This is a genomic window from Rhodovulum sp. ES.010 (assembly GCF_900142935.1).
GTDB lineage: Bacteria > Pseudomonadota > Alphaproteobacteria > Rhodobacterales > Rhodobacteraceae > Rhodovulum.
In genome coordinates this window covers 3401972-3426938 of record NZ_FSRS01000001.1, presented here as the reverse complement: position 1 = coordinate 3426938, position 24967 = coordinate 3401972, and the positions used below count along the sequence as shown (strand labels likewise).

The following is a 24967-nucleotide window of genomic DNA, read 5'->3' as shown; positions in this document are numbered from 1 at the left end:
AAACTCCTTTCACATCGGTATCACGGATATCATGTCGCGCGCCGGCTTTTGCAATCGCAGGGCAGGCTCTGGCGAAGAACAAACAGCGAGAATTTCAGCGCAAGTCTCTGCCAGCCGTCCGTTTTCTTGAACCAAAACCCGGATTCGAGGGATGGCCGCGCCGACGCCGGGTCAGCGGGCACGCTTGCAGAACAACAGGATCTTCGATGCTCTACGACCTCCTGCTCGTGGCGGCCGTCCTTGTTCTCCTGTTCCTCGGAGGCGAGGGCCTCGAGCGCGGTTCTGTTGCGATCGCGGAGCGCCTCGGGATACCTCCCCCGTTTCGACGGCCAGCGCCGGCGCCTTCCGCCGGTGATCGACACCTTCCCCGAAATCCGGCTGAGCCGGGCGGCCTGTCTCTGGCTCGCCGCGGTGGCCGCGCTCACCGATCTGCCGGAGCCGGCCGAAACCGCGGCCGTGCGCGACCTTGCGGCCATCGCGGCCAACGCCACCGCGCGGAAGCGCCCGATCCTGCCGCCGGCGGAAGTCGATATCGAACGGGCGGTGCGCGCGCATCTGGAGGGGCAGGTCGAGGCCGGCCTGCCCGAGATCGCCGCGCCGCGCGTCTACATGCCGTTCCGGCCGGTGCCGATCTGGCTGACCTACCCGACGCTGACCCGCGACGACGCCAACCGCAAGGACAGCTTCATCATGCACCGGTTCGAGGCGATCCTGAGCTGGGTCGAGAGCATGAACCTCAACGGCACGGTCGATGACGAGGGCGAAGACACCGCGCAGAAGGCCGTCGACGACCAGGGCCAGATCACGCTCTCGAAACACGACCGTAACAGCAGAGCATCCCGGAAGGCGCGTGGCCCTTGCACCCAATCGATGCATTATCGGGACTGGCTGGATTTTACGCCGCCATCCCGGCCAGTTTCCCGATCGTCATTGGCAGGAGAGGTACATAGCGGACGACCGCCCCGTCGATGATCGCGATCGCAGCCCGTCGGCGACTATCAACACATTTGGCAAGGGGCTTACCCCGGGGAAGACCCCGATCCTGCTCGTGGGGAAGGGCTGGCGGGCCCGGGCCGCACGGTCCGCAGAATCTCTCGCTTGGGCGCGTTTCGCTCCGGACAGAAGGCCCCATATTCCCTGCCGGGGCGGATGAGCCCTGGGCCGCGAGGCTCCGTTTGCGCGGGCTGGGCAGCCCGTGAACGCTTCCCGGCAGCCCAGCGCTTCGGGCGCGGGCCAGCGTCCCGGACTTCGACGACACGGCCACCGGCGATGCGCCATGACGCGTTTGGAGCGCCTCTGTCGCCTCGTCCAATGTGGCCGACCCAGCAGCAGGCATGTGCCCGGTGTCCCTTCTCCGGCTGCCGAACACCGGGCCTTACAGGAGGTCCTCGAAGGCCGCGAGGCGCTGCCAGTCGTCGAGCCAGACCGGGTCGCCCCCGAAATAGAACCTGTGCTCTGCAACCGGAATCGCGATCCCCTTGCTGGCCCGCTGGAACCCTGTCAGGGAATCCGGAGAGAACAGGTTCTCGCGCACATTCTCCCGCGTCGGGAACCCGTAATCCTCGGCCAGGAGTGGCAAGGACCAGCTCTTTCCCCCGTTGACCGTGAAGGACTCGATTGCCCGGACGCCGGTCGTCAGGCGGTCGAGAGACAGGAACAGCGCCCGCCCCGCCTCCCTCCCGCAGGTTAAGAAGATATCGCCCAGCGAGAGCGTTCCGGGCCCTTCGAGCGGCAGCACCACCGGGCCTTCGGCGAAGTCGCCGGCGAACCCGTCGCCATCGATCTCGGTCCGTACAAGGGTGTCGTTGATGTCCTTCGTTCCGATCCTCAGGGACCAGGCGGTGGCGACCGTGATTTTGTTAAGAATGTCGGGCGTCGCGATCGTGGCAAGGATCGGGAGGGATTTCGTGTCGCTGCCGAGAAGGCCGAAGCGGAACGGCGTTCCGTCATCCGTACCGGTGAACGTGTCGCGATCGTCGACCTCGTTATTGCGGTAGCCGGGCGTCAACGCGCCGCCATAGAGAAACCCCACGCGCGGCAGCAGCTCGGTCCACATCAGGCAGCGGGCGCGGTGGCGGGCCTGGCGGACCATCGAGACATAGCGGGCCTGCATTATGTTCTGGGGAAAGGCGGCAGGCAGGTACTGGGTGGCGTATCCGCTGGCCCTGAGAGGTTCAGCAGGCTGCGACGTCATTCCGCCGGGATCGAGGCACGCCGCGCGGGTCCGCGGGGTCGAGAGACACACCTGGCGGCTGAAGCGGATCGCTTGTTCCTGCTCGGTGTAGGCCGTCTTGAGCTCGGTCGCGAGCGCGGAGAGGGCCTGGAGCGCGGTGAAGCCGGCCGCCTGCGGGTTTTCGATGACGCGGGGCGTGTCGGCCGCCTGCCGGGCCTGGCCGAGGGCGAAATTGGCCAAGTTGAGAAAGGTCGCCGCAAAGGGAGCCTCGGAGGCGAGCGCCGCGACCCCGCCGAGAATCGCATCCCCGGTGGCCGTATCGCTTCCCCCGACGGTCGTGGTCTTGCTGGTGAACCCGCCCGACTCGAGCCGCAGCGCGAGGCGGTATTTCTGCGCATCCGCAAGCGCCAGCCGACGCGCATCCTCGATCGCCGCGAGATGCACGCGCATCTGGTCGCCGAGGAGGTCGCGCTCCTGGATCGCATCCCCCAGCATGGCCTTGAGGTCGAGCAGTTCGTCGGCCGAGGGTCGCAGGCTTCCCGGGGCGGCCGCGGCCAGCTCCGGCGCCTGGTAGTGGCGCATCCGGCCGGAATGCAGCAGGACCCAGGCCCCCGACCTCGTGCCCGCCGCGGCCATGATGTCCCGGTCGAGCTGCGTCCAGTGCAGCCGGCTGATCGCGGCATAGGTCCGCATCTCGGCGAATCCCGACCGGAAGGTCGGCAACGCGCGCCCGGCCTCCTTCGCCGCGGCGACGCCGGCGTTGAACGCCTCGCGGGCGCGCTCGACCTCCCCCGACGCGCGGGCGCGGGCCAGGTCGTAGGCGTCGAAATCGAACGCGCGCGCGTTCACGTCGACCGCGTAGTAGAGCCGTCCGGCATCGCCCAGCGCGAAGACGATCTGCCCGTCGCCGCCGTGGAAGACGCCGGTGAACCGCGGCTTGAACTCCGGCGCGGTGGTGCGGTCGAGGGCGCCGAACGAATCGTCGTCGTTGAAGATCGCGACGGTGGACGGACCCCAGTTGTCGAGAACGTCGCGTTGCCAGGCGGCGAACTCGTCGGCGTCGCGGCGGGCGATGTTGCGCGGCCGGACATGTTCGGGCAACACCGCCGCGGTCCGCTGCATGGTGGCCGCGCCGCGGCCGGGGACTGTGCCGTCCACTTCCCGGACCGCGAAATCGGCAACCGGCGCGTCTTCCCCGTTCCAGTCCTCCGCGAACGGCACGGAGATGAAGGTGGTCTCGGTGGCGAAGGTGTCGCCGGCTTCGGCCAGGTCGTCGAGACGCAGGAGGCCGAGCCCGCCCCTGGCGAAGGCCACGTAGACCCGATCCGGATCGGCGAGGTGTGGCCGGAAGGAAACGATGCTGCGCACCTCCCGGCGCCGGTTCCAGATGAGGTCCTCGATCTCCTCGGCGCTCGGCATCTCCCGGTCCTCGGCCGCCTCGAACATCGCGACGATCCGCCGGCGCAGCGCCGCATCGTCGAACCCCTTGTCCCTCAGCACGTCCTTTCGCGCCTCGTCGAAGGCAGGGTCGTTCCGGGCGATGCGGCGCCACCGGGCGCCGTCGTCCTCCGAAAGCCAGATCGCCGTGCCGTCCTGCGATACCCCGACAAGGCGGTCGCCCGCGCGGGCGATGCTCGCCGGCGCAACCGCCAGCGCGTCGCTGGTCCCGGCGACGGTCGGGGTGTCCACCTGCCACTCGTTGCGGCCGCCGTCGCTTAGATCGAGCGACCAGCGTTGCCCGTCATCGGTGAAGAACACGACCGGCATCGACCGGTCGGCGCCCCTCCGGAGGCCGCGCGGGGCAAAATCGCTGCGCGGGTCGATAACCAGCCGGACGCTCTGGGGCAGACGCTCTCCGGAGGGGACCCGCGTCGACAGGTCGGCATGGGAAAACCCGGTGCCCATGGTGACGCTGTCCCCTTCGAGATTGATCTTCGACCACGCCGCCTCGTAATTGGTCGCGAAGGACGGCGTGAAATCGGCGACGAAATCGGCCTCGAAATCGCCCGGGTAGAACCGCTTGAAATAGTCGTAGGCCGCCTGTTCCGTGCGGCTCATCCCTTCAAGGACACGCGCGCGTCCCGCCTTGAGCCCGGCCAGGTCGGCCTCTGGAACGCCAAGCCTGCGCGCGATCTCCGCCGTGCCGGTTTCGAGCAACCGCTCCGAGGAAACACCGGCCAGGTCGGCCTGCTGGAACGCCAAGTCGGCCGATACCGGCGCGGAGGCGCCCCCGGCAAGACAGGCAAGGATGACACCGAATACCGGACGCATGACGTTTCCCTTTGTTCGTTCGGGCAAGCTCTCGCTATGCCCCGGCCGGGATTCTCCCGCCCGCTCCCGCCAAAACTGTAAGCGCGGCTAAGGCCTCCGGTCCATCGGCAATAACCGAGGGGACGGAACGGTGGGTACGAGCGTCGAGCTATGGGTGAACTCGGGTGACGGTGTTTGAGAAGGCGGCGTATCGTGGCGGGAGCTGAAGCCTGCCAGGACCTCCCGAACGAGCGATACGCCATGTGCGGCGATATCACGATCACCCCGGTCTCTGACGATCCCTTGCCCAGATCGCGAAGCTTCGGCCGCCGTACGGTCGGAGCGCCGATCCCGGTCCGAATTTCGCGCTCCGGCCCGTGACCTTGTCGGACCACCCGCTGGCGTCCGTCGGGCAATCGCTCCCCGGCCAGGTCTGCGACGAAAGCATCTGCCTCTGCCCGTAACGCCGCCGCCAGCATCCGGCGCGCGCCCTCCCGGGCAATCTCGGTCAACGGGTCGTCCACCGAATGCGGCCGACGAAGCGGGATGATCCCTGCATCTTCCGTGACGGCGTATCGCTCCCTTCGGAGGTGCTGGCAGGCTTTGGCAGTCGCCTCGATACGCCACCTTTCTCAGGCCGCATCACACATTTTCGGCCATGGCTCTTTGGGACGCCGATCACCCCGCTACGGGATCAGTTTTCCATCTCCGTTCACAGCCGAAACACGTCTGGGCCATTCGCGTCCGCCTGGAAATCGCCGAGAACCACCGCGACCTCGTCCTGTTCAACCTCGCCATCGACGAGCCAAGCTCCGCGCCTGCGACCTCGTGAAACTCAAGGTCGCGGATGTCTACGCGGCGGGCCAGGTCAAGGCGCGCGCCCCGCCCCTCCAGAGCAAGACCCGGCGACCGGTCCGGTTCGAGATCACCGAGGGCACGCGCAACTCTCTGGCGCGCCGGAGGGAAGAGCCTTGATGACCGTATCCGAATACCTCTGGCATGGACGGTTCCATGAACGCCTGCATGTCTCTCCCCGCAAATACGCCCGCCTCGTCAGGGAATGGGTGCGTTCCATCGGCCTCGACCCGACCTCCTACGGCACGCATTCCATGCGCCGCACGAAAGTCGTGCAAATCTACCGGAAGACGGGCAACCTGCGGTCCGTCCAACGTCTGCTCGGACACACCAGGATGGACAGCACCGTCCGCCACCTCGGCGTCGAACTGGAAGATGCGCTCGCGGTCTCGGAGAGCGTAGAGAGCTGAAGGCGACGGGCCGCCTGCGAATGGCGATTCGGTCATCCGGCAGTCAGAACAGCCTCGCGCAGTTCAGTGTGAAGTATCCAGTTTCCCGGGTCGTCATCGCTTGTTTGCTGGCCTCGGCAACCCAGAAACATCATTCCGTCGTGTTCGCTGGTCAGCGCGCCGGGGTTTGCTTCCAGGGAGAGGTAACTGGCGATCAACAGTCCGGCGGATGCCAAGGCGCGATTGGCCGAGGCTTTCGACTTGTAACCGGCCTCGCTTGCAAGCCGCCCCTCGGACAACCCTTCATTATCAGCCAGGGCAAGCGCGGTCAGCATGGCGCGTTGCGGGCGCGACAGGGTTACCTGGGCGACCGCTTCGACAAATTCCTCGGTGCTCGGAACAGGAAAACCCGTTTTCGGATCAGCCCGGCGATCGTCGGTTCTTCGGATTTCCCGTGCATCGATCACGTCATGCAAGGCGGCGATGGCAGCCTCTTCCGTCGCGCCTCTAGCTTCCGCGATCATCCCGCGCGCGTTCGTCGGCGGTTTCGGAAAGGCGCGGGCCACGTATTCTCCGGAAAGGCGCCCGGACTTGATCTGGTACCGGCCGTGTTCGCCCAGCCGGACCGCGGACGGCGTATCCGACGAGCGTTCGGCGCCCTTCTTTTTCTTTTTGTCCTTAAACAGGTTACGGCCAGTGGCCGTTCGAACTTCCGTGTTGAAACGCGTCATGGTGGTGTTCTCCGAAAATGGTGATTGGCGAAATGGGTGCGATTCCGGGTCAAGTCGGCAACCGCTGCGCCTCGGCGCATGTCACGAGCCGCCCTGCGGATTCATTCCATAGAGCGAGGCGTGCGCAGCCGAGGCTTTCGCGCGAGGTGACTCGGCTGAAATTCGCAAGTGCGCCACGGTCACGAAGCACTTCGGGCAGGCGCTAGAACGGGATCGGGCTTGCCAGGGGCTGGGCGTGTTGGACGCCGATGTTTCCGGTGATCCAGCGCAGGATCGAGGGAAGATCGTCGTGCGAACTGCCTTCGAGGACCGCGTCTCGGATGTCCCAATCCGCCTCTTTGTTCCAGCTGGTGTGCTGGAACCGGTGCTGGACGTAGAAGAACCAAAGCCCCGTGCCGGCCGCGAGGAGCACGGTGGGAAAGAAGATCAAGACAACCACGTTCCATCCGCCGGACCAGACCAGCGTGGTCAGCATTGCGGCGATTGCGGCATTCGTCGCCATGGCGCTGCCCCAGTATCTCCATTCCGACCGCATGAGACCGACCGGAAGCCGGTTCCGGAGGAAAAAGCCGTAGAAGGGCACGACACCGCACAGGAACAGCGGATGACGGACAAGGCCATAGAGGCCGCGCGCAAGGCCCCTTCGCGCGATACTCGGCGACCGTCAGGGTCGGCAGGTCACCGATTCCGCGCCGGTCGAGGTTACCGGTGGTGGGATGATGGATGGCGTGCGTCTCGCCCCAGATGTGGTATGGCGTCAGCGTCACCACGCCGATCACGCGACCAAGCCAGTTGCACACTCGCTTGTTGCGGAAGAACGATCCGTGGCCGCAATCATGCCGAATCATGAACAGGCGCACGAGGACGGCGAAATTGCCTAAAGCGAGCAACATCGCCAGCGCCGTGCTGCAGGACAGCAGCCACCAGGCCACGACCCATGTCGCGAGAAACGGCGCAAGCGGTACGATCAGTTCCAGGACGCTGCGCAAGGAGTCGGGCGCACGATACTGCGTCGGAACACGGGACCATTGGCGAGCATCGACCGGATTTTCGGTGCCGGAGCGGGGATCGGTCACGGTGCCCGGGCGCTCCGTAAGGAGCACCCGCCCAGCGCGGTCAGGCAAGCGCCAGATTGGTGGCGCTTTCGCGGCCATCGCGGCCGGTTTCCACATCGAACGTCACCTTCTGGGCGTCCGAAAGGCCGGTCAGACCCGCACGTTCGACGGCGGAGATGTGGACAAAGACGTCCTTGCCGCCCGTCTCCGTCTCGATGAAGCCGAAGCCTTTTTGGGTATTGAAAAACTTCACGGTGCCATTGGCCATATCCGTGGTCTCCTGTTCAGGTGCTGCCCGCAGGATGCGGCAACCCGGCAAAGTCAGACTGAGAGATCCACTGAAGCCGGATGAACGGAAGCAGAAGGTCGCAGAGAAAAACGATTACCCAATCAACATGCGCCTTCCCATCGCGACTTACAAGGTTTGTCGTGCGACGTCGCGAAATTGCTTCACAGGCGATGACCGCTGACGGCACGGCATTGACAAGCCATCGACGGCCTTCCATATACCGACGGCGCCATCGCCCTGCCGCGTGAGCAGGCGGGTTCACTCCCGCCCCCGGCCTTGACGCATCGTTTTCCCACATCACGAAGGGGGGACGCCGCCCAACGCGGTTCCGGACACAATGCGGTGCCGGAGTGTTCGCTTGGGTGCACCCCGACCGACCGCACGCATTTGCGTTCGTCGGTGATACCGGACGAAAGGTCCGGTCAAGGATTGACATGACTTTCAAAGAACTTGGGCTCAATGCCCGCATGGTCTCGCGGCTCGACGCCCTCGGGCTGACTCAACCGACCCCTATCCAGGAACAGGCGATCCCGCAGGCGCTGCAAGGCCGTGACATTCTGGGTATCGCCCAGACCGGGACCGGCAAGACCGCCGCCTTCGGCATCCCGCTGGTCGTATCGCTGTCGAAGAAGCAGGAACGCCCCGTGCCCCGCTCGGCCCGGGGATTGATCCTCGCCCCGACCCGGGAACTCGCGGGCCAGATCGTCCAGAGCCTGCAGGGGCTGACGGCCGATCTCCGCATCACGCTTGTCGTGGGCGGCAAGTCGATCAATGCGCAGGCCCAGAAGCTCGCCCGCGGGACGGACATCCTCGTGGCAACGCCGGGCCGCTTGATCGATCTGATGGATCGCCGGGCCATCGACCTGGGCGAAACACGGTTCCTCGTTCTCGATGAGGCGGATCAGATGCTCGACATCGGCTTCGTCCATGCGCTGCGCCGCATCGCGCCGATGCTGGGCAAGGATCGGCAGACCATGATGTTTTCGGCCACGATGCCGAAGGCGATGGCAGACCTTTCCCGCCAGTACCTGGACAAGCCCATCCGCGTGGAGGTCTCGACGCCGGGCAAAGTCGCGGACAAGGTTGCCCATTCGGTGCATTTCGTCGCCAAGGAGCAGAAGCAGGCTCTACTGATAAACCTTCTGAACGGGCACCGCGACGACCGCGCGGTGGTTTTTTCGCGCACGAAGCATGGGGCCGAGCGGCTGATGAAACAGCTCGAGCGGGCCGGTTTCGCGGCCACCTCGATCCACGGCAACAAGAGTCAGGGTCAGCGCGACCGGGCCATCGCCGCCTTCAAGGGCGGATCGGTGCGCGTCCTCGTCGCGACGGATGTCGCGGCACGTGGGATCGACATTCCCGGCGTGGGCCATGTCTACAATTACGATCTGCCGAACGTCCCGGAAAACTACGTGCACCGGATCGGGCGCACCGCCCGTGCCGGCCGCGACGGACGCGCGGTCGCGTTCTGCGCCGCCGACGAAGTGTCGGAACTCAAGGCCATCGAGAAGGTGCTCGGCATGCGCGTGGAAGTCGCCGGAGGCCGAGCCTGGGAAGGGATCGGAAACGCTCCGAAAGCGAAAAAAGGGCGCCGTCGCCGCCGCCGGTCTTCGCAACGCCCGGAACGGATGGCCGCTTGACGGCACACGGCAGGCGGCTTCGCGCCTGACGCGGAAGAAGGTGCTGGGTCGGCGGCTGACGCCGCTCCGGACATGTTTTCATGGCGAGGCGGCGCTTTCTCCGCAGGAGGATACAGCATGAACACCCCCGAGTGGCTCAAACCCGGCCGCTGCGGCGCGGTGATCGGCGCCGCCATTACCGCCTTGCTTACCGTCTGGGCGTTTCCGGTCCTCGCACAGGACGGTACAGGACCTCTGCCGGAGAATGCAGAGGTACGGAGCTATGGCGGAGGCTGGCACTGTACGCTCGGTTACCGCGTCAATGCCGGGGATTGCGTTGCCATCGACGTCCCCGACAACGCCTACGCAACTGGCCGGTCTTACGGCGCGGGGTGGGCGTGCAAGCGGGGCTACCAAGAAGTGGGCGGTGCATCCTGCGAGGCGATCCCCGTCCCCGAAAATGCCTTCCTCCGATCATCGGGCTTCGACTGGCAGTGTGATCGTGGATATCGGCAAGATCGGGAGACATGCGTTCTGATCGTCCTTCCCGAGAACGCCTACCTTACCGACGATCCCTCGGGTTCCGGCTGGGCATGCGACCGCGGCTTCACCGCGAGTGAAGCCGCCTGCGTTCCGATTGCGGTTCCCGAAAACGGCTATCTCACCAATGCGGACTAAGGTGCCGAATGGGCCTGTGAACGGGGCTTCGTCGAAGTCGATGGCCGCTGTAATCCTGTAGCGCTTCCCGCGAATGCCTTTGTGGACCAGGATTCCTATGGACCGGGATGGCGTTGCAAACGGGGCTTCGAGGCGGTGGACGATGCCTGCGTCGCAATCGACCTGCCCGCAAACGCCCATCTCGATCGATCCGGAAACCGTTGGCGCTGCGACCGCAGCTTTCAGCTCTCCGACGGGGAGTGCGTTCTTGGACGATAGCGCGCCACAAGCATTGCGTGACGACGTGCCCGGCATACGGATGCGGATCGGTTGCCGCCTGCGCTACCGGCTAACCCAGCCGACGCCCTTCATCGCCATGCTGAATGTGCACTACTCGCGTTTCGGTGACCTGGAACGGGCCGACGATCTCGTGACGCAGCCGAGCGTCCCGCTGGAAAGCTATCGCGACGGCTCCGGCAACCGGTGCACGCGGATGATGGCCCCGGCGGGGGACTTCACCCTGTCGACTGACGGGATATTCCGCGACAGCGGAATGCCTGATCCGACAGCACCCGATGCCGCACAGCACGCCGTTCAGGACCTGCCCGTCGAAACGCTGGTCTATGTTCTCGGCAGTCGCTATTGCGATACCGATCTTCTGTCGACGGAAGCCTGGCGCCTTTTCGAGAACACACCGCCGGGCTGGGCGCGCGTGAAGGCGATCTGCGATTTCGTGCACACTACCGTCTCATTCGACTACATGGAGGCAAGCGCAACGCGCACGGCGTCTGACACGCTGGCCGGACGGAAGGGTGTCTGCCGGGATTTCGCCCATCTCGCTATCGCTCTCTGCCGTTGCATGAACATTCCGGCCCGCTATTGCACTGGCTATCTGAGCGAATTCGGCGAACCCGAGCCGCATGTGCCCAACGATTTCGCGGCCTGGCTGGAAGTCTATCTCGACGGCCGTTGGTGGGTTTTCGATCCGCGCAACAACTCAAGACGCATGGGACGTATCCTGATCGCCCGTGGCCGGGATGCAGCCGATGTGCCGCTAACCCAGACTTTCGGGCCGAGTACCCTGACGCAATTCGACGTCTGGACCTGGGACGCAAGACACGACGCAGCCGAGACGTCGCCTGTGTCTAGCAATTAAACTGTAGCGTCCCATCGCAGGACGGATGTGTTCGTACGTTGTCGGCTCGCGAGGCCGGCCGCTCTGCCGATTTTCCGTCATGGCATCCCAAGTCACCAATTCTCCTAGAGAACCGAGATGACCGCCTCGATCAAGACGACCGCCTTTTTTTTTCCGCCCCTTCCAGCTTCCGAGCTTCAACGAGACCCTGCCGCCGGGCGAATACGAGATCGAGACCCAGCTGCTCGAGCCCGTGGACTGGATTGAACGGGGCACATGGACGTCTTCGGTTCTCGTACGCCTCCATCCGCGCGCCGCGCGTCCCGTGCTCGACCGAACGCTTACCGTGCCGCTCGCTGACTTGGAGCATGCGGTTGCCAAGGACAGCCGATGTTGAATGGGGCCTTACAAAAGGCCGTCTCGATCCCGTCCAAGTCAATCCTGTTCAACATCGACCAGAAGGTCGATGTCATTGACCTGCCACGGGATTTTTCCTCCACCTGCGATTAGAGTCCGACCCAAGGAGGGGACGGACAATGAAGCGAACGAGATACAGCGAAGAGCAGATTATCGGCATCCTGGCCGAGCATGAGGCCGGGGCGAAGTGTGCCGATCTGTGCCGCAAGCACGGCATGTCGGAGGGGACGTTCTACAACTGGAAAGCCAAATACGGCGGCATGACGGTGTCAGAGGCCAAACGGCTGAAGGCGCTCGAGGACGAGAACGCCAAGTTGAAGAAGCTGCTGGCGGAGCAGATGCTGGATCTGGCCGCGATGCGCGAGCTGGTTTCAAAAAAGTGGTGACGCCCGTCGTGAAGCGCGAGGCGGTCGCGCATCTGAAGGCCCGGTTCGGGCTGTCGGAACGACGGGCGTGCCAGATTGCCGGCGCGGATCGGAAGACGATCCGCTACCGGTCGCAACGCGCACCCGACACGGAACTGCGCGGCCGATTGCGGGAGCTTGCCAACGAGCGTCGGCGGTTCGGCTACCGGCGGCTCTTCGTCCTGCTCCGGCGGGAGGGCGAGCCCTCGGGGATCAACCGTATCTACCGGCTTTACCGCGAGGAAGGGCTGACCGTCCGCAAGCGGCGCGCGCGGCGCAAGGCCATCGGCACCCGCGCCCCGATCCTGGTCGAGGCGCGCGCAAATGCCCGTTGGTCACTGGATTTCGTCCATGACCAGTTCGCGTGCGGGCGGCGGTTCCGGGTGCTGAACATCGTCGATGACGTCACGCGCGAATGCCTCGCCGCGATCCCGGACACGTCGATCTCCGGCCGGCGCGTCGCGCGGGAGCTGACGGCGCTGATCGAACGTCGCGGCAAGCCGGGAATGATCGTGTCGGACAACGGGACGGAACTGACCTCGAACGCGATCCTGAAGTGGTGCGCCGAGAACCGGATCGAATGGCACTACATCGCGCCGGGCAAGCCGATGCAGAATGGCTTTGTCGAGAGCTTCAACGGCCGGATGCGGGACGAGTTCTTGAACGAGACGCTGTTTCGTAACCTCGCTCATGCCCGCGACCTGATCGCCGCTTGGGTCGCCGACTACAACACCGAGCGCCCCCATTCGGCCTTGGGCTATCAGACCCCGGCTGACTACGCGCAGACCCTGACCACCGCAATCGCCCGACCCGCTGCGCGAGATGAGAGCTCCGCGCGTCGGGCGATTGCTCAACCCGCGCCATTTGGCGTAAACACCAACCGGGCTCCGGTCGCGGCTGGATGAAAGATCAGTGGCAGGTCAGTTGAGTGCCATCGAGTCCTTCGACGTTGAACGCTACAAAAAGGCCCGCCGCTCTGCGGGCGCCGCAAAGGCGACCGTAAATCGAGAACTAGCCACGCTTTCCCACCTGCTGAACCAAGCTGTCGAGTGGAAGTGGATCAAGAGCAAGTCGGTCAAAATCGCTCGCTTCAAAGAAGACAACCAGCGAATAGTGTACCTGACCGATGATCAGTGCGTCGCGTTGCTGGAAGCGGCAGCATCGGATCACAACGAAAACGTCCACGCTTTCGTCATGGTCGGACTGCACACAGGGATGCGTCATGCAGAAATCCTCGCGATCCGTCGCGAAGATGTCGATGTCGGAAAGCGAGTGATCTGGGTTCCGCAGGCCAAGGCGGGGTCTCGCGAGCAACCGATCACGCGCGAACTGGCTGAGTATCTGGAAAGACGCATGGACATGTTGCCGCCGGGCTGCGATTGGGTGTTCCCTTCGCCGGGAGGCGCCACCGGCCATGTCCATACGATCCGCAAGGCTTTTCGTCGCTCCGCTGAACGCGCTGGGCTTGATCCCGACCAGATCACGCCTCACACGCTTCGGCATACAGCGGTGACACATCTGGTGCAGGCGGGCGTCGATCTGCCCACAGTCCAGCGCATTTCCGGTCACAAGACGTTGTCCATGGTTGCGCGCTATGCGCACCAAAGCGGGTCGCACATAGAAGCGGCAATGGATCGGCTTGAAGGCCGGGTCAGCGGCACCTGGGAAGACAACATCCGCAAGCTAGAGCCAAAAAGTTTGGCCTGATTACACACGAATTACATGTGCGCTTGAGCGCTTTGAGCTGAATGGGGTCTAAGTTATTGATTTTTATGGTGCCCGGGGGCGGAATCGAACCACCGACACGAGGATTTTCAATCCACTGCTCTACCCCTGAGCTACCCGGGCACGGGGAAGCGGAGACCGCTTCGGGTGGCGAGGTTTTAGACGCAGGGGGCGGGACTGTCCAGAGGATTCCGGGCAGAATTTCAGTGCGGCTTCGGCGGGTTGCGGGAGAGTTCGTCGGCCGCCTCCTCGAGGTCCTCCGGGCTGTCGGCCGGGATCGCGTAGCGGCCGCCGAGCCAGCGGCCCAGGTCCACATCCGCGCAGCGGCGCGAGCAGAACGGACGGTAGGCCGGGTCGGCGGGTTTCTTGCAGATCGGGCAGCTCATGCAGGAAGAATGTCGGCAAGGGGCAGGCGTTCGCGTTTCCGTGTCAGTTCAGCGTGCCCCAGCGGGCTCCAGCCCACAAGGGTCGTCTCGACCGGGTCGCCGCGAAGCGCCGATTTCAGCACCTGTTCGAGAGAGGTCCGATCCTTCTTGGGCATCGGCGCGAAGTCGATGACGACCTGGCCGGCCAGCCCCCTGAGGCGCAACAGACGCGGCAGCGCGCGGGCGGCGGCGATATTGGCCTTGAGGCCCGCGGCCGGCGAAGTGTCGGGGCCGGTATTCACGTCGACGGCAACCAGCGCACGGGTCGGTTCCACGAACAGCCGCCCGCCCCCCGGCAGCGGCGCCGGACCCGCAAGCGCGTCGATCGCCTCGCGCACGCCGGTGTCGGAAAAACCGCCGGGCCGGTCGATCACCTCGTCGGGGTCGGCCTCCGCCCAGTCGCGCCAGGCGCGGGTATGGGCGTCGGGGGCGTCCAGCAGAAGTTCGGCGGCGCCTTCGGACGGTTCTCCGAGGATGTCCTCCGCCAGGCCGCGCATGACCGCGATGTCCCCGGCGATGGCCGCTGCGTCGACGCCCGCACAGGCCGAGCGCAGGATCACGCCCAGATGGTCGACCGCGCCCGCCATGGCGTCATGGGCGATCTCCAGCAACCGGTCGCGCTCGGCGTCGTCCCGCACGCTGCGCGACACGTTAAGGCCCGGCGCGTCAGGCGTGACAATCGCGTAGCGGCCCTTGAACAGCAGGCGCGGCGTGACCGGCGCCGCCTTGCCTTCCTCGGCATAGCCCGTCACTTGCACCAGTAGGCCCTGGCCCGGGCGCAACCCCTTGGCCTGCCGCAGGAAGGCGCGGCCCTCGGGCAGACGCAGGAACACGCCGCCCTGCCCCTTCACCTGCCGGTCCACGACCGCCCGGAAGATCGCCCCGGGGGCTGGCCGGTCGTCGGGCGGGTCGACGAGCAGGTCGTCGAGGCGCCCGTCCACCATCAGCGCCGCGGCCTTGCAGCCGCCGAGCCGGTCCAGGATGACGCTGCGCCCCTTCATGGCGCGGCGCCATAGAGCGGGTAACCCGCGCCCGAAAGAAGCGCGGCCGTCTCGGCCAGCGGCAGGCCGACCACGGCCGAGAACGATCCGTTGATCCAGGGCACGAACGCCCCGGCCATCCCCTGGATGCCGTAGCCGCCGGCCTTGCCCTGCCAGTCGCCCGAGGCGAGATAAGCGTTCACCTCGTCGTCGGAAAGCTGCTTGAACCTGACGGTGGTGACGACGTCGCGCTCCCAGACATGATCGCCCAGCCGCAGCGCGACGGCGGTGATCACCCGGTGCCGCCGCCCCGAGAGCGCGAAAAGGAACTCCGCCGCTTCGGCCGCATCGGCGGGCTTGCCGAGAATGCGCCGCCCCATCGCGACGGTGGTGTCGGCGCAAAGCACCAGCTCGTCGGCCGCCACACTGACGGCGCGCGCCTTTTCCATCGCCATCCGCGCACAGTAGGGGCGCGGCAGTTCGCTCTTTTCGGGGGTTTCGTCGATATCGGCCGGGCACACAGCGTCGGGCACGACGCCGATTTGCGCCAGCAGGTCCCTGCGGCGCGGGCTCGCCGATCCGAGAATCAGCCGCAACGCTTACTTGAAGCGGTAATTGATCCGACCCTTGGTCAGATCGTAGGGGGTCATCTCCACCTGAACCCGGTCGCCGGCCAGAACCCGAATGCGGTTCTTTCGCATCTTGCCCGCCGTGTGCGCGATGATCTCATGGCCGTTATCCAGCTCGACCCGGAATGTCGCGTTCGGCAGGAGTTCCTTCACGACGCCGGGAAATTCGAGCATTTCTTCCTTGGCCATGGTCACTCCGTGTTGAGTCGCCTGCCAGAGCGCAGGCGGGCTAGTAGATGCGCCCGATTAACCTCTATTTCAAGGCTTAAATGCGTGGAATGCCACAGAGACAACCTTCACCGCGCGGCTGTCCTGTTCCGGCCAGTGGGCCATGTTGAGCACCTGCCCCGCCGACCGCACATGGGCAAGCGCCGCCCGGTCGACCCCGGCGTGCACCCAGCCGCGCACATTCAGCGCGCCTTCGGCCAGGACGCCCGTGTCGGGAAATCCCTGATCGGGCGGGCCGTAAATTGCCGCAGCGCCGACATTTTCGTCGACCGCCGGGCACCAGACCGCGGGGCCCACGGTGGGCGCCTGCACCACGATGCACTGACCCTCGAGCGCCCGGGCCATCGCGCCGACACGCACCCGCCAATAGCCCGAAAGCGCATCCGTGCAGGACGGCACCAGCAGGATCTCCGCACCGGCCGCCACAAGGGCGCGCGCTAGCAGCGGAAACTCGGCGTCGTAGCAGATCAGCACGCCGATCCGGCCCAGCGCGGTCTCGATCAGCGTCAGCGGCCCGCCCGAGCGTACATCCCAGGTCTCGCGCTCGAAGCGGGTCATGATCTGCTTGTCCTGGAACGCGGTCTGCCCGTCGGGGCAGAACAGCCGGGCGCGGTTGACCGGGCGTTCCCCGTACCAGACCGGCGCGCTGGCGCCCAGGATGTGAACGCCGTGCGAGGTGGCAAGGCGCGCGTGCAGCGCATCGGCCGGCTCGGCCAGGTCGGACACGGTGCGGAGCGCCTGTTCAAGGTCCCCCGCCACGGCGGGCCCGGCGAGCGAGGCCAGTTCCATCGTGCCGTATTCGGGAAACACCAGAAGGTCGGCGCCCTCTTCGGCCGCCTCAGCGACCCAGCCCGAGATCTTGTCCTCATAGCTGGCCCAGCTGTCGTGCCAGTCGATAGGATAGGCGGCGGCGGCGAGCTTCACAGCGGTTTCATCCAGAACTGAAGCGTGTGCGCGGTGGCGGCGGGCTGGTCGATATCCTTCCACTCGAACTCGGCAACAACCCCGGCCAGCTTTTCATAGCCGCGCTTGCGCCAGAACGCGTCGAGCGGGCGGTATTCCGCCGGGCGCAAAGGGTGATCCTCGGGCCGCACCACGCCGCAGAAGGTGCAGAACCGGCGGCCAAGCTGGCGGCCATGCGCCTCGCGTGCCTCGAAGAAGGCATGGCCCGCGCCCTGCCCGCGATACTCCGGCAGCAGGACGCTTTCGGCGCAGTAGAAAATGTCCACCAGATCGTGCCCGGTGTCGGCGAAGGCGGCGGCGAAATCGTCCGCATGGTCCTCGAGCGGGGTGCCGGTCGAGGCCCCGACCAGACGCGCGCCGTCGAAGGCCGCGACCAGGATCGCGCGCGGGTTGTCGCGGTAGCCGGCCATGTAGCGGCGCTCGTACTCGGGGTCGCCGTCGTAAAGATAGGGCCAGTCGCGGAACACGCGGATGCGCAGCGCGGCCAGGTCGTCGAGCGCGGCCTCGACCTCCGCTCCGGTCAGGACACGGTAATCGAGGCTCATTGCACCTGCCTCAACCAATCGGCGAGGTTGTAATAGGTGGTGACGCGGGCGATCTTGCCGCCGCGCAGCGTGAAGAATGACCCGGCCGGTAGCCGGTAGGTCTGCCCCTTCGCCTCGGGCAGGCCCGCGTCGGTCTCCAGATAGGTGCCGTCCACGACATATTCGGCGGCAGCTCGCGTGCCGTCCTCGGTCGCGAAGATCACCATGTCGGTCAACTCCTCGCGGTAGCATCGCGACATGTGCGCACAGAACTCGGCGAAGGCGGGCTTTCCGTGCCGGATCACGCCCTCGTTGACGTGGTGTTCAACGTCGTCTGCCAGTTCTGCCAGCATGGCGGCGGTGTCGCCAGCGTTGAAGGCGGCGAAATAGCGTTGGATCACCTCACGAGACATGGGCGTCTCCCTGGGTTGGCGGGCCGAAGCGGTCGAGCAGCCGCTCGACGATCTGGTCGCGGGCCTGGCGATAGGCCGACAGCTTGTCGGCCCGCGTCTCGCCGAGGCCGGTGGGGTCGAGCACCGGCCAGTATTCGACGTCGAGATGGTAGTAGCGGGTGAGTTCCTGCGCCCGGCGCAGGCTCGCCGGGCTCAGCGCGACGATCAGGTCGAACCCCGACAGGTCGTCGCCCCAGTCCTCCATCTCGTCGAAGGACCGCGCGCGATGACGGTGCAGCTGCACCCCCATCTCGTCGCAGACCGCGACGGCGAAACCGTCGATCTCGCGGTCGCTGTGCACGCCCACCGACTGCACATAGGCCTGCTGGCCGTAGAATTTCTTCATGAGCCCTTCGGCCATCGGCGAGCGGACGGAATTCTGGTCGCAGCAGAACAGCACCGACGAGGGAAGCGGCCCCGGCACCTCACCCCCCGTAATGCAGGACGCATACCAGGGTGAAGAGCCGGCGGGCGGTATCGATGTCGAGCTCCGCCTTGCCGTCGAGACGTTCCTGCAGGATGCGCGCGCCCTCGTTGTGGATGCCGCGCCGGGCCATGTCGATCGCCTCGATCTGGCTGGGCGGCAGGCGCTTGACCGCGTCGAAATAGCTTTCGCAGATCTGCCAGTAATCCTTGACCGCCTGCCGGAACGGCGACAGCGCAAGGTGGAACTCGGCCGCGGGCTCTCCCGCGTCGGTGCGGACATCGAACACCAGCCGCTTCTCGCGGATCGAGAGCGTCAGCCGATAGGGCCCCTCGGGCGCCGGCCGCCCCTCGCGCCCCGGCAGGGCGAAGGAATTGTCCTCCAGCAGGTCGAACAGCGCGACCTTGCGCTCCTGCTCGATCTCCGGCGTCGGCGGCGGAAGGTTGGAATCGTCCAACTCGACATGGACAAGACGGGCGGTGCTCATGACGCGTCCTCGTTCAGGTGGTCCAGCCGGGCGCGAACCGAAAGGCCATGCGCTTCAAGGCTTTCCGAGATGGCAAGCGTCTCGGCCGCGGCGCCGATCGCCTTCAGCGCCGCTGGCGTCATCTGCGCCACGGTTGTTCGTTTCATGAAATCGAGGACGCTGAGGCCGGAGGAGAACCGGGCCGAGCGGGCGGTCGGCAGCACGTGGTTCGGCCCGCCGATATAGTCGCCGATGGCCTCGGGCGTCCATTGGCCCAGAAAGATCGCGCCGGCATGGGTGATCCGCGAGGCCAGCGCCTCGGGATCGGCCACGCACAATTCCAGGTGCTCGGGGGCGACCCGGTTCGACAGCTCGGCCGCCTCGCCCAGGTCGCGCACCTTGATGACCGCGCCGAAATCGCGCCAGCTCGCCCCCGCGATTGCGCGGCGCTCCAGCGTGTCCAGCCGCCGCTCCACGGCCTTTGCCACCGCTGTGCCGAACCCGGCATCGTCGGTGACGAGGATCGCCTGGGCGCTTTCGTCATGCTCGGCCTGGCTGAGAAGGTCCAGTGCAACCCAATCGGGGTCGTTGTCGCCATCTGCGATCACCAGGATTTCCGAGGGACCGGCGATCATGTCGATGCCCACGCGCCCGAAGACCCGGCGCTTGGCCGCCGCCACATAGGCATTCCCGGGGCCGGTGATCTTGTCCACGGGCCGGATCGTTTCCGTCCCGTAGGCCAGCGCGGCGATCGCCTGCGCGCCGCCGATCCGGTAGACCGTCTTCACCCCCGCCAGCTTTGCCGCCAGCAGGACCAGCGGATTGGCCTTGCCGTCGGGCGTGGGCGCGCAGATCACAAGCCGCTCGACGCCGGCGACCTGCGCGGGTAGCGCATTCATCAGCACCGAGGATGGGTAGCTCGCCAGCCCTCCCGGCACGTAAAGCCCCGCCGCCGAGACCGGCGTCCAGCGCCAGCCCAGCGTCGCGCCCTCCGGGTCGGTCCATTGCGCGTTCTCGGGCATCTGGCGGACGTGATAGGCCCGGATCCGCTCGGCCGCGAGTTCCAGCGCGTCGCGCTCGGCGGCGGGCACCTTGGCGCATTCCGCCGCGATCTCGTCCTCGGAAAACGCCAGCGTCTCGGGCGTCAGCGCCAGCCGGTCGAACCGTTGGGTCAACTCGATCACCGCGGCGTCGCCGCGCGCGCGCACATCGGCGATGATCGCGGCCACCGCCTCGTCGACATCCGGGCTGTCCTCGCGCTTGGCGCCCAGGAGGGCCTCGAACTCGGCCTCGAACGTCGCGGAGCTGCTGTCGAGAAATTGGGGCATGTCGTCCCTCATACGCGTGTCGCGGATTGTGTAGCGGCAATTGCCCGCAGGGGAAACACCCCAAACGGCCGCGCGCGGCGCGGCCGTTGTGCGCCGTCAATGCGTGGGGACGTCCGGTCCCTGTAGACTCGGATCGTTGCCAGAAGCACGACAAGTGCGCCGTCTTGACAGTATCGTCGCGGCGCAGGGGAAGGAGGAAACGAGATGACCCGCACCGGATTCATATATACAGCCTTGGCTGCCGTGCCGCTGACGCTGGGCCCGGCACTGGCCCAGGACGTGGGCAAGGAGGAATACGTGCAGGCCTGTGCGTCCTGTCACGGCGACTCCGGCCTCGGCGACGGGCCGCTGGCCGAGTTGATCAACGTGCCGATGCCGGACCTCACGGGGCTTGCGGCCGCCAATGACGGCGCGTTCCCGATGCTGGAGGTGATCCAGATCATCGACGGGCGGACCGGCGTGCGCGGCCATGGCGAACCCATGCCGATCTGGGGCGACCGGTTCAAGGCCAAGGCCGCACCGGAGGCCGGAGACTACGGGGCCGAGTTGGTGGTGCGCGGACGCGTCCTCGCGCTGGCGCAATACCTGCAGTCGATCCAGAAGTGACAGACGGCGGCCGGTGTCAGCCCTCTGGGTGGCGCGGCGCCCGGCCCGACGGCGCCTCGTAGGGCTGCGTCACGTCGTGAAGCGTGACCTCGAGGCATTCCACGTCGATCGCCAGGGCCCCGTCGCCGGCCAGAGTCAGCAGCACCCGGCCGGTGCCCTCGGCGCCGGGTTCGAAGCCGACGGACAGGAGCGACAGGACCAGTTCGGAGTCGCTGCGGTCGACACCCTGCACCGCCACGCCCAGCACGTCCTCGACCGTCAACACCGACTGGACGCGCTGATAGGGCCGGTCGCGGCGGTCCGCGGTGGCGCGGTCCTCCCAGCGGAAGCGGTTGAGAAGCATCGCAAAGCGCCGGCCGCGGCGGTCCCAGCGCATCTCGGTCACGGGCAACACCGCGTCCTGCGTGAGCGCCGAGATCACGGCGAGATCGTCTTCGCCCAGCGCCAGCAGGTGCAGCGGCCGGTCGGCCCCGTCCTCGAAACGTGCGTCCTGGCTCATTCTCCGCTCACCCGCTCGATATGCGCGCCGCAGGCGCCAAGTTTCTGCTCAACCTTCTCATAGCCGCGATCCAGGTGATAGACCCGGCTCACCATGGTTTCGCCCTCGGCTGCGAGCCCCGCGAGGATGAGCGAGACGCTGGCGCGCAGGTCGGTCGCCATCACCGGCGCGCCCTTCAGCCGCTCGACGCCCGTCACCGTCGCCACGCCGCCCTGCACGTCGATCCGCGCGCCCATCCGCATCAGTTCGGGGGCATGCATGAAGCGGTTCTCGAAGATCGTTTCTTCCAGCCGGCTCTCGCCCTCGGCGGTGCAAAGCAGCGCCATGATCTGCGCCTGCAGGTCGGTGGGAAAGCCCGGGAAGGGCGCCGTGGCCACGTCCACACCCGCCACGCGGCCGTTCCTGCGGGTCACGCGGATGCCGTGCGCGGTCTCCTCGCAGGACACGCCGGCCTCCTCCAGCTTCTCGGCGAAGGACGCCACCAGTTCCAGCTTGCCGCCCAGACAGGTGACGTCGCCCCCGGTGATCGCCGGGGCCAGCATGTAGGTGCCCAGTTCGATCCGGTCGGCGACCACCTGGTGGGTCGCGCCGCCCAGGCGCTCGACGCCTTGAACCTCGATCTCCCCGGTGCCCTCGCCGGCGATCTGGGCGCCCATGGCGCGCAGGCAGCGGGCGAGATCCACGATCTCGGGCTCGCGCGCGGCGTTCTTCAGAACCGTGGTGCCCTTTGCCAGCGTCGCGGCCATCAGCGCGTTCTCGGTGGCGCCGACCGAGATCTTCTCGAACTCCACAACCGCCCCCTTCAACCCGCCGGGCGTTCGCGCATGCACGTAACCGTCGCGCAACTCCAGCTCGGCCCCCATCGCCTCCAGCGCCCTGAGGTGCAGGTCCACCGGCCGCGCGCCGATGGCGCAGCCGCCCGGCAGCGAGACCTCGGCCCGGCCGCAGCGCGCCAGCAGCGGCCCCAGCACCAGAATCGAGGCGCGCATCTTGCGCACGATGTCGTAATCGGCGCGCTGCCCGGTCAGGTCGTGGCTGGACAGCGCCAGCACCTTGCCCCGGTGCAGCGACGAGACCTCGACGCCCAGCGATTGCAGAAGCGCCGTCATCGTGCGGATGTCGGACAGCCGCGGCGCGTTGGTAAGCGTCAGCGGCGCATCGGTCAGCAGCGTCGCGGGCATCAGCGCAAGGCAGGCGTTCTTCGCCCCCGCGATTGGAATCTCGCCGTGAAGCGGCGCGCCCCCGCGGATCATGATCTGGTCCATCAGCCCTGCTCTTTCTGCCCGTCGGCCTTGTGCCCGCGCGCCCTTGCCTGCGCCTTGCGCCGGGCGAGGTTCGCCTTGAGCGCCTTTTTCAGGCGGTCTTCGCGGGTCTCGCCCCCCTTGCCCGCGCTGGTTTTCGGGGGTTTTTCACTCATGGCGTCCTGTCTAGCGCAGGGGGAAAATTGCGTCCAGATAGCGCTTGCGTCGGGGGGCGATTGCGTCTAATCAGCCGCCCACGCGAAGGCCGCAGTAGCTCAGTGGTAGAGCGCACCCTTGGTAAGGGTGAGGTCGGGAGTTCAATCCTCCCCTGCGGCACCACCAGAAATTCGGAAAGCACTTCAAATTAGAAGTGATGGCCGAACAAGGGTGAGGCCTGTCCACCCTACCGCTCACCTGTATGACTTTGGCCGGACAGTATGTTTGCCTGCAACTCGACCATCGCCTGCGCGCGGGCCGGTCCGCCTCCGGACAGAGCCCTGGTCTTCGAATCCCGTCCCCTCCGCCACTTGCCCCCGCGAAAGCGTTCTCCCGTCCGGCTGCGGCCGGATTTTCTCATTGTTTTCGAGGGTTATGCGAATGGGGCCGTTAATTGGCCTTGATGCCAGGAGGGGCGAAAACGGTCTCTCAGGGCTGGTATTTTCCAGACCTATTGGCCGCACCTCGGCGGCCTCCCTATTAAATGCTTGATTTTGATGTATTTTTAAGCTGCGCGATTGAGAGGTTTTTATAGCCTACGTGCCGCAATCGAGACCCGCAACGAAAGTGCGACTTCAACGAACAGAAGTACCTGCAAAGCGCTTCCTTCGCCCGTTCTGCCGCGTCAGTGCTACGGCGACCGCGACGCCAAGCGTGCGCATGACAGCGTGCCGGCGCTGATCGTGGCGAACTGGGTGGAGGGGCTGCTCTGACGTCGCCCCGACCGACAGCGACGGCCGCGGCAATCGCTGAATTGGGCGCCCTCGACAATCGAGCCGGGCTTGCCGGAAGCGTGCAACGTTCATCTCGGTGCGGCGGCGACACCCGGCGTTGGTAAGGCGCGTCAGCCTCGGCGGGCCCAACCGGCAGAAAAGCCACGGCTTCGCGCTCTTCCGTCCCCGCTGGGTCTCAGAGCGCGGCATTGAGCGCCTTTCAGTCCAACGGCTCCGAGCGACGGGCCTAACAGGCCGCTGAAATTCTCTTGCGGCCGGACGGATTTCCCTGACCCTCACCCGTGAGGCCGGCGTCGTCTGTTCTGTGTGCTTGGTCTCGGCCCTGCCTTTGGCGTCAGGCGGCCAGCAGCTTCGGCAGTCTGGCGAGGTTGCAGGCGGCCATGGTGAAGGTGAAGCGGGCGGCGACGCGGTCGAGGCCGCGGTATACGGTCTGGGCCATGCCGCCGACGGTCTTGGCCCAGCCGAAGGGCTCTTCGATCTTCTTGCGGCGCGTCTGGGACAGGGCGTAGCCGGGGTGGCGGGTGGTTCTGCCGTCGATGGCGGAGTGTCGGGCCTTCTGGGCGACATGCGGCGTGACGTGGGCCTGTCGCAGATCGGCGACGAAATCTGCGCTGTCGTAGCCCTTGTCGGCGCCCAGCGTGAGGCGGCGGGTCGAGCCGGGGGAATGGCGGTGGATCATGTCGAGCGCGGCGCGGCGTTCGGCATGGCCATCGGCGCGGGTCAGGTCGGCCTGGACGACGAAGCCATTGCGGTTTTCCATCAGCGCATGCCCCATGTAACAGAGCAGCGCGCCCGTCCCCTGCGACTTGCGGAACAGCCGCGCGTCGGGGTCGGTGATCGAGGCATGGGTGGCGTTGGAGCGCTTCTCGCCGCGGAAGTCGACTTCGGCGTTGCGGTGGCGGCGGCTGGGGCTGGGCATCGGGACGGTCTCGGCTTCGGGCTGGGCAGGGGCGGTGTCGGGGCTGGTATCCTGATCGGTGTCCCCCGGCGGGTCACCCGGCCCGTCCGCGCCGGGCGGGCTGCCCTCGGTCTTCGGCTGGAAGCTCTTCATGGAAGCCCAGGCCTTGATCAGCGTGCCGTCCACCGAGAAGTGCTCGTCTGACAGCAGCGGTGCGACCTCCCGGTGAGCCAGGATCGCGCCCATCACCTTGCGCGCCATGTCGGTGGTCAGCAGCCAGTCACGGTTCTTCGTGAAGACGGTGGGGACCCAGACCGCGTCGTCGATCCCCAGGCCCACGAACCAGCGGAACATGAGGTTGTAATCCATCTGCTCCATCAACTGCCGCTCCGAGCGTACCGAGAACAGGATCTGTAGAAGGCTCGCCCGGATCAGCCGCTCCGGCGGGATCGAGGGCCGGCCCTCCGGGGCGTAGAGCGTCTCGAACTCGGCATCGAGGCTGGCCAAAGCCTCGTTCACGACCCGCCGGATCTGCCGCAACGGATGCCGCGCCGGGATCCGCGCCTCGATGTCAACATAGCTGAACAGCGACCCGCCCGTCTCGTCCGCGCCCCGCATCCCAACCCCTCCGGCAACCGCCCAAGGGGTGAATCAC

At 66.4% G+C, this 24967-nt stretch carries 26 protein-coding genes, 2 tRNA genes and 3 pseudogenes; 9 read left to right on the top strand and 22 right to left on the bottom strand.

The window, feature by feature from the left end; genetic code table 11:
• Positions 1–29: 29 nt before the first annotated feature.
• Positions 30–362, bottom strand: a complete 333-nt coding sequence (locus BUR28_RS20225; protein ID WP_175566973.1) for a hypothetical protein — start codon at positions 360–362, stop codon at positions 30–32.
• Between BUR28_RS20225 and BUR28_RS20220 the strand changes: the two genes are divergently transcribed.
• The gene (locus BUR28_RS20220) at positions 352–972 is read left to right on the top strand and encodes a hypothetical protein (protein WP_175566972.1); all 621 of its coding nucleotides are present in this window, start codon (positions 352–354) and stop codon (positions 970–972) included. The genes BUR28_RS20225 and BUR28_RS20220 overlap by 11 nt on opposite strands.
• Before the next feature lie 403 nt (positions 973–1375).
• Here BUR28_RS20220 and BUR28_RS16920 read toward each other — a convergent pair whose 3' ends face one another.
• Together BUR28_RS16920 and BUR28_RS20645 are read right to left on the bottom strand one after the other, a co-directional pair.
• Positions 1376–4444, bottom strand: coding sequence for a hypothetical protein (locus BUR28_RS16920; protein WP_139307604.1), 3069 nt, complete (start codon positions 4442–4444; stop codon positions 1376–1378).
• Positions 4445–4734: 290 nt separating this feature from the next.
• Positions 4735–4974 (bottom strand): annotated as a pseudogene (locus BUR28_RS20645) (IS256 family transposase); the annotation flags it as partial.
• A gap of 107 nt (positions 4975–5081) precedes the next feature.
• Here BUR28_RS20645 and BUR28_RS16910 point away from each other — a divergent pair.
• Positions 5082–5688, top strand: a pseudogene (locus tag BUR28_RS16910) (tyrosine-type recombinase/integrase).
• A 32-nt stretch (positions 5689–5720) separates the two neighbouring features.
• Here the strand turns inward: BUR28_RS16910 and BUR28_RS16905 are convergent.
• The 4 genes and pseudogenes from BUR28_RS16905 to BUR28_RS16895 all read right to left on the bottom strand — a co-directional run bounded on the left by BUR28_RS16905 (position 5721) and on the right by BUR28_RS16895 (position 7721).
• Positions 5721–6398, bottom strand: coding sequence for a hypothetical protein (locus tag BUR28_RS16905; RefSeq protein WP_074221186.1), 678 nt, complete (start codon positions 6396–6398; stop codon positions 5721–5723).
• A gap of 202 nt (positions 6399–6600) precedes the next feature.
• Positions 6601–6981 (bottom strand): fatty acid desaturase, encoded by a 381-nt coding sequence (locus tag BUR28_RS20855; RefSeq protein ID WP_371441604.1) that lies wholly within the window; start codon positions 6979–6981, stop codon positions 6601–6603.
• A 175-nt stretch (positions 6982–7156) separates the two neighbouring features.
• A pseudogene (locus BUR28_RS20850) lies at positions 7157–7246 on the bottom strand (hypothetical protein); the annotation flags it as partial.
• 268 nt (positions 7247–7514) lie between these two features.
• A complete protein-coding gene (locus tag BUR28_RS16895; protein ID WP_042463316.1) occupies positions 7515–7721 on the bottom strand; it encodes a cold-shock protein in 207 nt (68 codons plus the stop codon).
• Between the two features lie 455 nt (positions 7722–8176).
• Here BUR28_RS16895 and BUR28_RS16890 point away from each other — a divergent pair, with 455 nt between their 5' ends.
• The 5 genes from BUR28_RS16890 (at position 8177) to BUR28_RS16870 (ending at position 13681) form a co-directional block, all read left to right on the top strand.
• On the top strand, positions 8177–9382 hold the full coding sequence (locus tag BUR28_RS16890; protein WP_074221185.1) for a DEAD/DEAH box helicase: 1206 nt from the start codon (positions 8177–8179) through the stop codon (positions 9380–9382).
• Between the two features lie 117 nt (positions 9383–9499).
• On the top strand, positions 9500–10039 hold the full coding sequence (locus BUR28_RS19645; RefSeq protein WP_139307603.1) for a hypothetical protein: 540 nt from the start codon (positions 9500–9502) through the stop codon (positions 10037–10039).
• 292 nt (positions 10040–10331) lie between these two features.
• Positions 10332–11174, top strand: a complete 843-nt coding sequence (locus tag BUR28_RS16885) for a transglutaminase-like domain-containing protein (RefSeq protein WP_074221706.1) — start codon at positions 10332–10334, stop codon at positions 11172–11174.
• A gap of 515 nt (positions 11175–11689) precedes the next feature.
• Positions 11690–12879 (top strand): IS3 family transposase gene (locus tag BUR28_RS16875; RefSeq protein ID WP_139307446.1). Its coding sequence is split into 2 segments (ribosomal slippage): positions 11690–11942 and positions 11942–12879, totalling 1191 coding nucleotides; the frame shifts between segments, so codons are not numbered across the junction.
• Positions 12880–12898: 19 nt separating this feature from the next.
• A complete protein-coding gene (locus BUR28_RS16870) occupies positions 12899–13681 on the top strand; it encodes a tyrosine-type recombinase/integrase (protein WP_175566971.1) in 783 nt (260 codons plus the stop codon).
• 66 nt (positions 13682–13747) lie between these two features.
• On the opposite strand, the gene BUR28_RS16865 is transcribed toward BUR28_RS16870, so the two are convergent.
• The 11 genes from BUR28_RS16865 to hisD all read right to left on the bottom strand — a co-directional run bounded on the left by BUR28_RS16865 (position 13748) and on the right by hisD (position 20118).
• Positions 13748–13822, bottom strand: a tRNA-Phe gene (locus tag BUR28_RS16865).
• Between the two features lie 80 nt (positions 13823–13902).
• Entirely contained in the window at positions 13903–14085 is a 183-nt protein-coding gene (locus BUR28_RS16860) for a DNA gyrase inhibitor YacG (RefSeq protein WP_074221183.1), read from the bottom strand.
• Positions 14082–15125 carry a ribonuclease E/G gene (locus BUR28_RS16855; protein WP_074221182.1) on the bottom strand — a complete coding sequence of 348 codons (1044 nt, stop codon included), beginning with the start codon at positions 15123–15125 and terminating at the stop codon, positions 14082–14084. Before BUR28_RS16855 ends, BUR28_RS16860 begins: the two co-directional genes overlap by 4 nt.
• Positions 15122–15700 carry a Maf family protein gene (locus BUR28_RS16850; RefSeq protein WP_074221181.1) on the bottom strand — a complete coding sequence of 193 codons (579 nt, stop codon included), beginning with the start codon at positions 15698–15700 and terminating at the stop codon, positions 15122–15124. The genes BUR28_RS16855 and BUR28_RS16850 overlap by 4 nt, the downstream gene beginning before the upstream one ends.
• A gap of 3 nt (positions 15701–15703) precedes the next feature.
• Entirely contained in the window at positions 15704–15922 is a 219-nt protein-coding gene (infA, locus tag BUR28_RS16845) for a translation initiation factor IF-1 (protein WP_043918791.1), read from the bottom strand.
• Between the two features lie 69 nt (positions 15923–15991).
• Positions 15992–16885 carry a carbon-nitrogen hydrolase family protein gene (locus BUR28_RS16840; protein WP_074221180.1) on the bottom strand — a complete coding sequence of 298 codons (894 nt, stop codon included), beginning with the start codon at positions 16883–16885 and terminating at the stop codon, positions 15992–15994.
• Positions 16882–17469 (bottom strand): GNAT family N-acetyltransferase, encoded by a 588-nt coding sequence (locus tag BUR28_RS16835; RefSeq protein ID WP_074221179.1) that lies wholly within the window; start codon positions 17467–17469, stop codon positions 16882–16884. Before BUR28_RS16835 ends, BUR28_RS16840 begins: the two co-directional genes overlap by 4 nt.
• Entirely contained in the window at positions 17466–17861 is a 396-nt protein-coding gene (locus tag BUR28_RS16830) for a ketosteroid isomerase-related protein (RefSeq protein WP_074221178.1), read from the bottom strand. The genes BUR28_RS16835 and BUR28_RS16830 overlap by 4 nt, the downstream gene beginning before the upstream one ends.
• Positions 17851–18324, bottom strand: coding sequence for an arsenate-mycothiol transferase ArsC (locus BUR28_RS16825; protein WP_074221177.1), 474 nt, complete (start codon positions 18322–18324; stop codon positions 17851–17853). The genes BUR28_RS16830 and BUR28_RS16825 overlap by 11 nt, the downstream gene beginning before the upstream one ends.
• A 1-nt stretch (position 18325) precedes the next feature.
• Positions 18326–18811 (bottom strand): UPF0262 family protein, encoded by a 486-nt coding sequence (locus BUR28_RS16820; RefSeq protein WP_074221176.1) that lies wholly within the window; start codon positions 18809–18811, stop codon positions 18326–18328.
• Positions 18808–20118, bottom strand: a complete 1311-nt coding sequence (hisD, locus tag BUR28_RS16815; RefSeq protein WP_074221175.1) for a histidinol dehydrogenase — start codon at positions 20116–20118, stop codon at positions 18808–18810. Before hisD ends, BUR28_RS16820 begins: the two co-directional genes overlap by 4 nt.
• Before the next feature lie 204 nt (positions 20119–20322).
• Here hisD and BUR28_RS16810 point away from each other — a divergent pair, with 204 nt between their 5' ends.
• Positions 20323–20724, top strand: a complete 402-nt coding sequence (locus BUR28_RS16810; RefSeq protein WP_074221174.1) for a c-type cytochrome — start codon at positions 20323–20325, stop codon at positions 20722–20724.
• A 16-nt stretch (positions 20725–20740) separates the two neighbouring features.
• Here BUR28_RS16810 and BUR28_RS16805 read toward each other — a convergent pair whose 3' ends face one another.
• Genes BUR28_RS16805 through BUR28_RS20215 form a run of 3 tightly spaced genes read right to left on the bottom strand, consistent with a single transcriptional unit; the run spans position 20741 to position 22640 of the window.
• Complete coding sequence (locus BUR28_RS16805) at positions 20741–21223, bottom strand: DUF2948 family protein (protein WP_074221173.1); 483 nt, start codon at positions 21221–21223, stop codon at positions 20741–20743.
• Positions 21220–22488 carry a UDP-N-acetylglucosamine 1-carboxyvinyltransferase gene (gene murA / locus BUR28_RS16800; RefSeq protein ID WP_074221172.1) on the bottom strand — a complete coding sequence of 423 codons (1269 nt, stop codon included), beginning with the start codon at positions 22486–22488 and terminating at the stop codon, positions 21220–21222. Before murA ends, BUR28_RS16805 begins: the two co-directional genes overlap by 4 nt.
• Positions 22488–22640 (bottom strand): hypothetical protein, encoded by a 153-nt coding sequence (locus BUR28_RS20215; protein ID WP_175566970.1) that lies wholly within the window; start codon positions 22638–22640, stop codon positions 22488–22490. Before BUR28_RS20215 ends, murA begins: the two co-directional genes overlap by 1 nt.
• Before the next feature lie 88 nt (positions 22641–22728).
• Between BUR28_RS20215 and BUR28_RS16795 the strand changes: the two genes are divergently transcribed.
• Positions 22729–22803 (top strand) — tRNA-Thr (locus BUR28_RS16795).
• Between the two features lie 945 nt (positions 22804–23748).
• Here the strand turns inward: BUR28_RS16795 and BUR28_RS16790 are convergent.
• A complete protein-coding gene (locus BUR28_RS16790) occupies positions 23749–24930 on the bottom strand; it encodes an IS5 family transposase (protein WP_074221171.1) in 1182 nt (393 codons plus the stop codon).
• Positions 24931–24967: the final 37 nt, after the last annotated feature.

Bases quoted from the DNA above. Each gene is read 5' to 3' on its own strand.
- BUR28_RS16855 (WP_074221182.1), bottom strand. From the start codon at position 15,125: ATGAAGGGGCGCAGCGTCATCCTGGACCGGCTCGGCGGCTGCAAGGCC.
- BUR28_RS16820 (WP_074221176.1), bottom strand. From the start codon at position 18,811: ATGAGCACCGCCCGTCTTGTCCATGTCGAGTTGGACGATTCCAACCTT.
- BUR28_RS16890 (WP_074221185.1), top strand. From the start codon at position 8,177: ATGACTTTCAAAGAACTTGGGCTCAATGCCCGCATGGTCTCGCGGCTC.
- BUR28_RS16805 (WP_074221173.1), bottom strand. From the start codon at position 21,223: ATGAGCCAGGACGCACGTTTCGAGGACGGGGCCGACCGGCCGCTGCAC.
- BUR28_RS19645 (WP_139307603.1), top strand. From the start codon at position 9,500: ATGAACACCCCCGAGTGGCTCAAACCCGGCCGCTGCGGCGCGGTGATC.
- BUR28_RS16905 (WP_074221186.1), bottom strand. From the start codon at position 6,398: ATGACGCGTTTCAACACGGAAGTTCGAACGGCCACTGGCCGTAACCTG.
- BUR28_RS16810 (WP_074221174.1), top strand. From the start codon at position 20,323: ATGACCCGCACCGGATTCATATATACAGCCTTGGCTGCCGTGCCGCTG.
- BUR28_RS16920 (WP_139307604.1), bottom strand. From the start codon at position 4,444: ATGCGTCCGGTATTCGGTGTCATCCTTGCCTGTCTTGCCGGGGGCGCC.
- BUR28_RS20215 (WP_175566970.1), bottom strand. From the start codon at position 22,640: ATGAGTGAAAAACCCCCGAAAACCAGCGCGGGCAAGGGGGGCGAGACC.
- murA (WP_074221172.1), bottom strand. From the start codon at position 22,488: ATGGACCAGATCATGATCCGCGGGGGCGCGCCGCTTCACGGCGAGATT.
- BUR28_RS16830 (WP_074221178.1), bottom strand. From the start codon at position 17,861: ATGTCTCGTGAGGTGATCCAACGCTATTTCGCCGCCTTCAACGCTGGC.
- hisD (WP_074221175.1), bottom strand. From the start codon at position 20,118: ATGCCCCAATTTCTCGACAGCAGCTCCGCGACGTTCGAGGCCGAGTTC.
- infA (WP_043918791.1), bottom strand. From the start codon at position 15,922: ATGGCCAAGGAAGAAATGCTCGAATTTCCCGGCGTCGTGAAGGAACTC.
- BUR28_RS16790 (WP_074221171.1), bottom strand. From the start codon at position 24,930: ATGCGGGGCGCGGACGAGACGGGCGGGTCGCTGTTCAGCTATGTTGAC.
- BUR28_RS16835 (WP_074221179.1), bottom strand. From the start codon at position 17,469: ATGAGCCTCGATTACCGTGTCCTGACCGGAGCGGAGGTCGAGGCCGCG.
- BUR28_RS16860 (WP_074221183.1), bottom strand. From the start codon at position 14,085: ATGAGCTGCCCGATCTGCAAGAAACCCGCCGACCCGGCCTACCGTCCG.
- BUR28_RS16895 (WP_042463316.1), bottom strand. From the start codon at position 7,721: ATGGCCAATGGCACCGTGAAGTTTTTCAATACCCAAAAAGGCTTCGGC.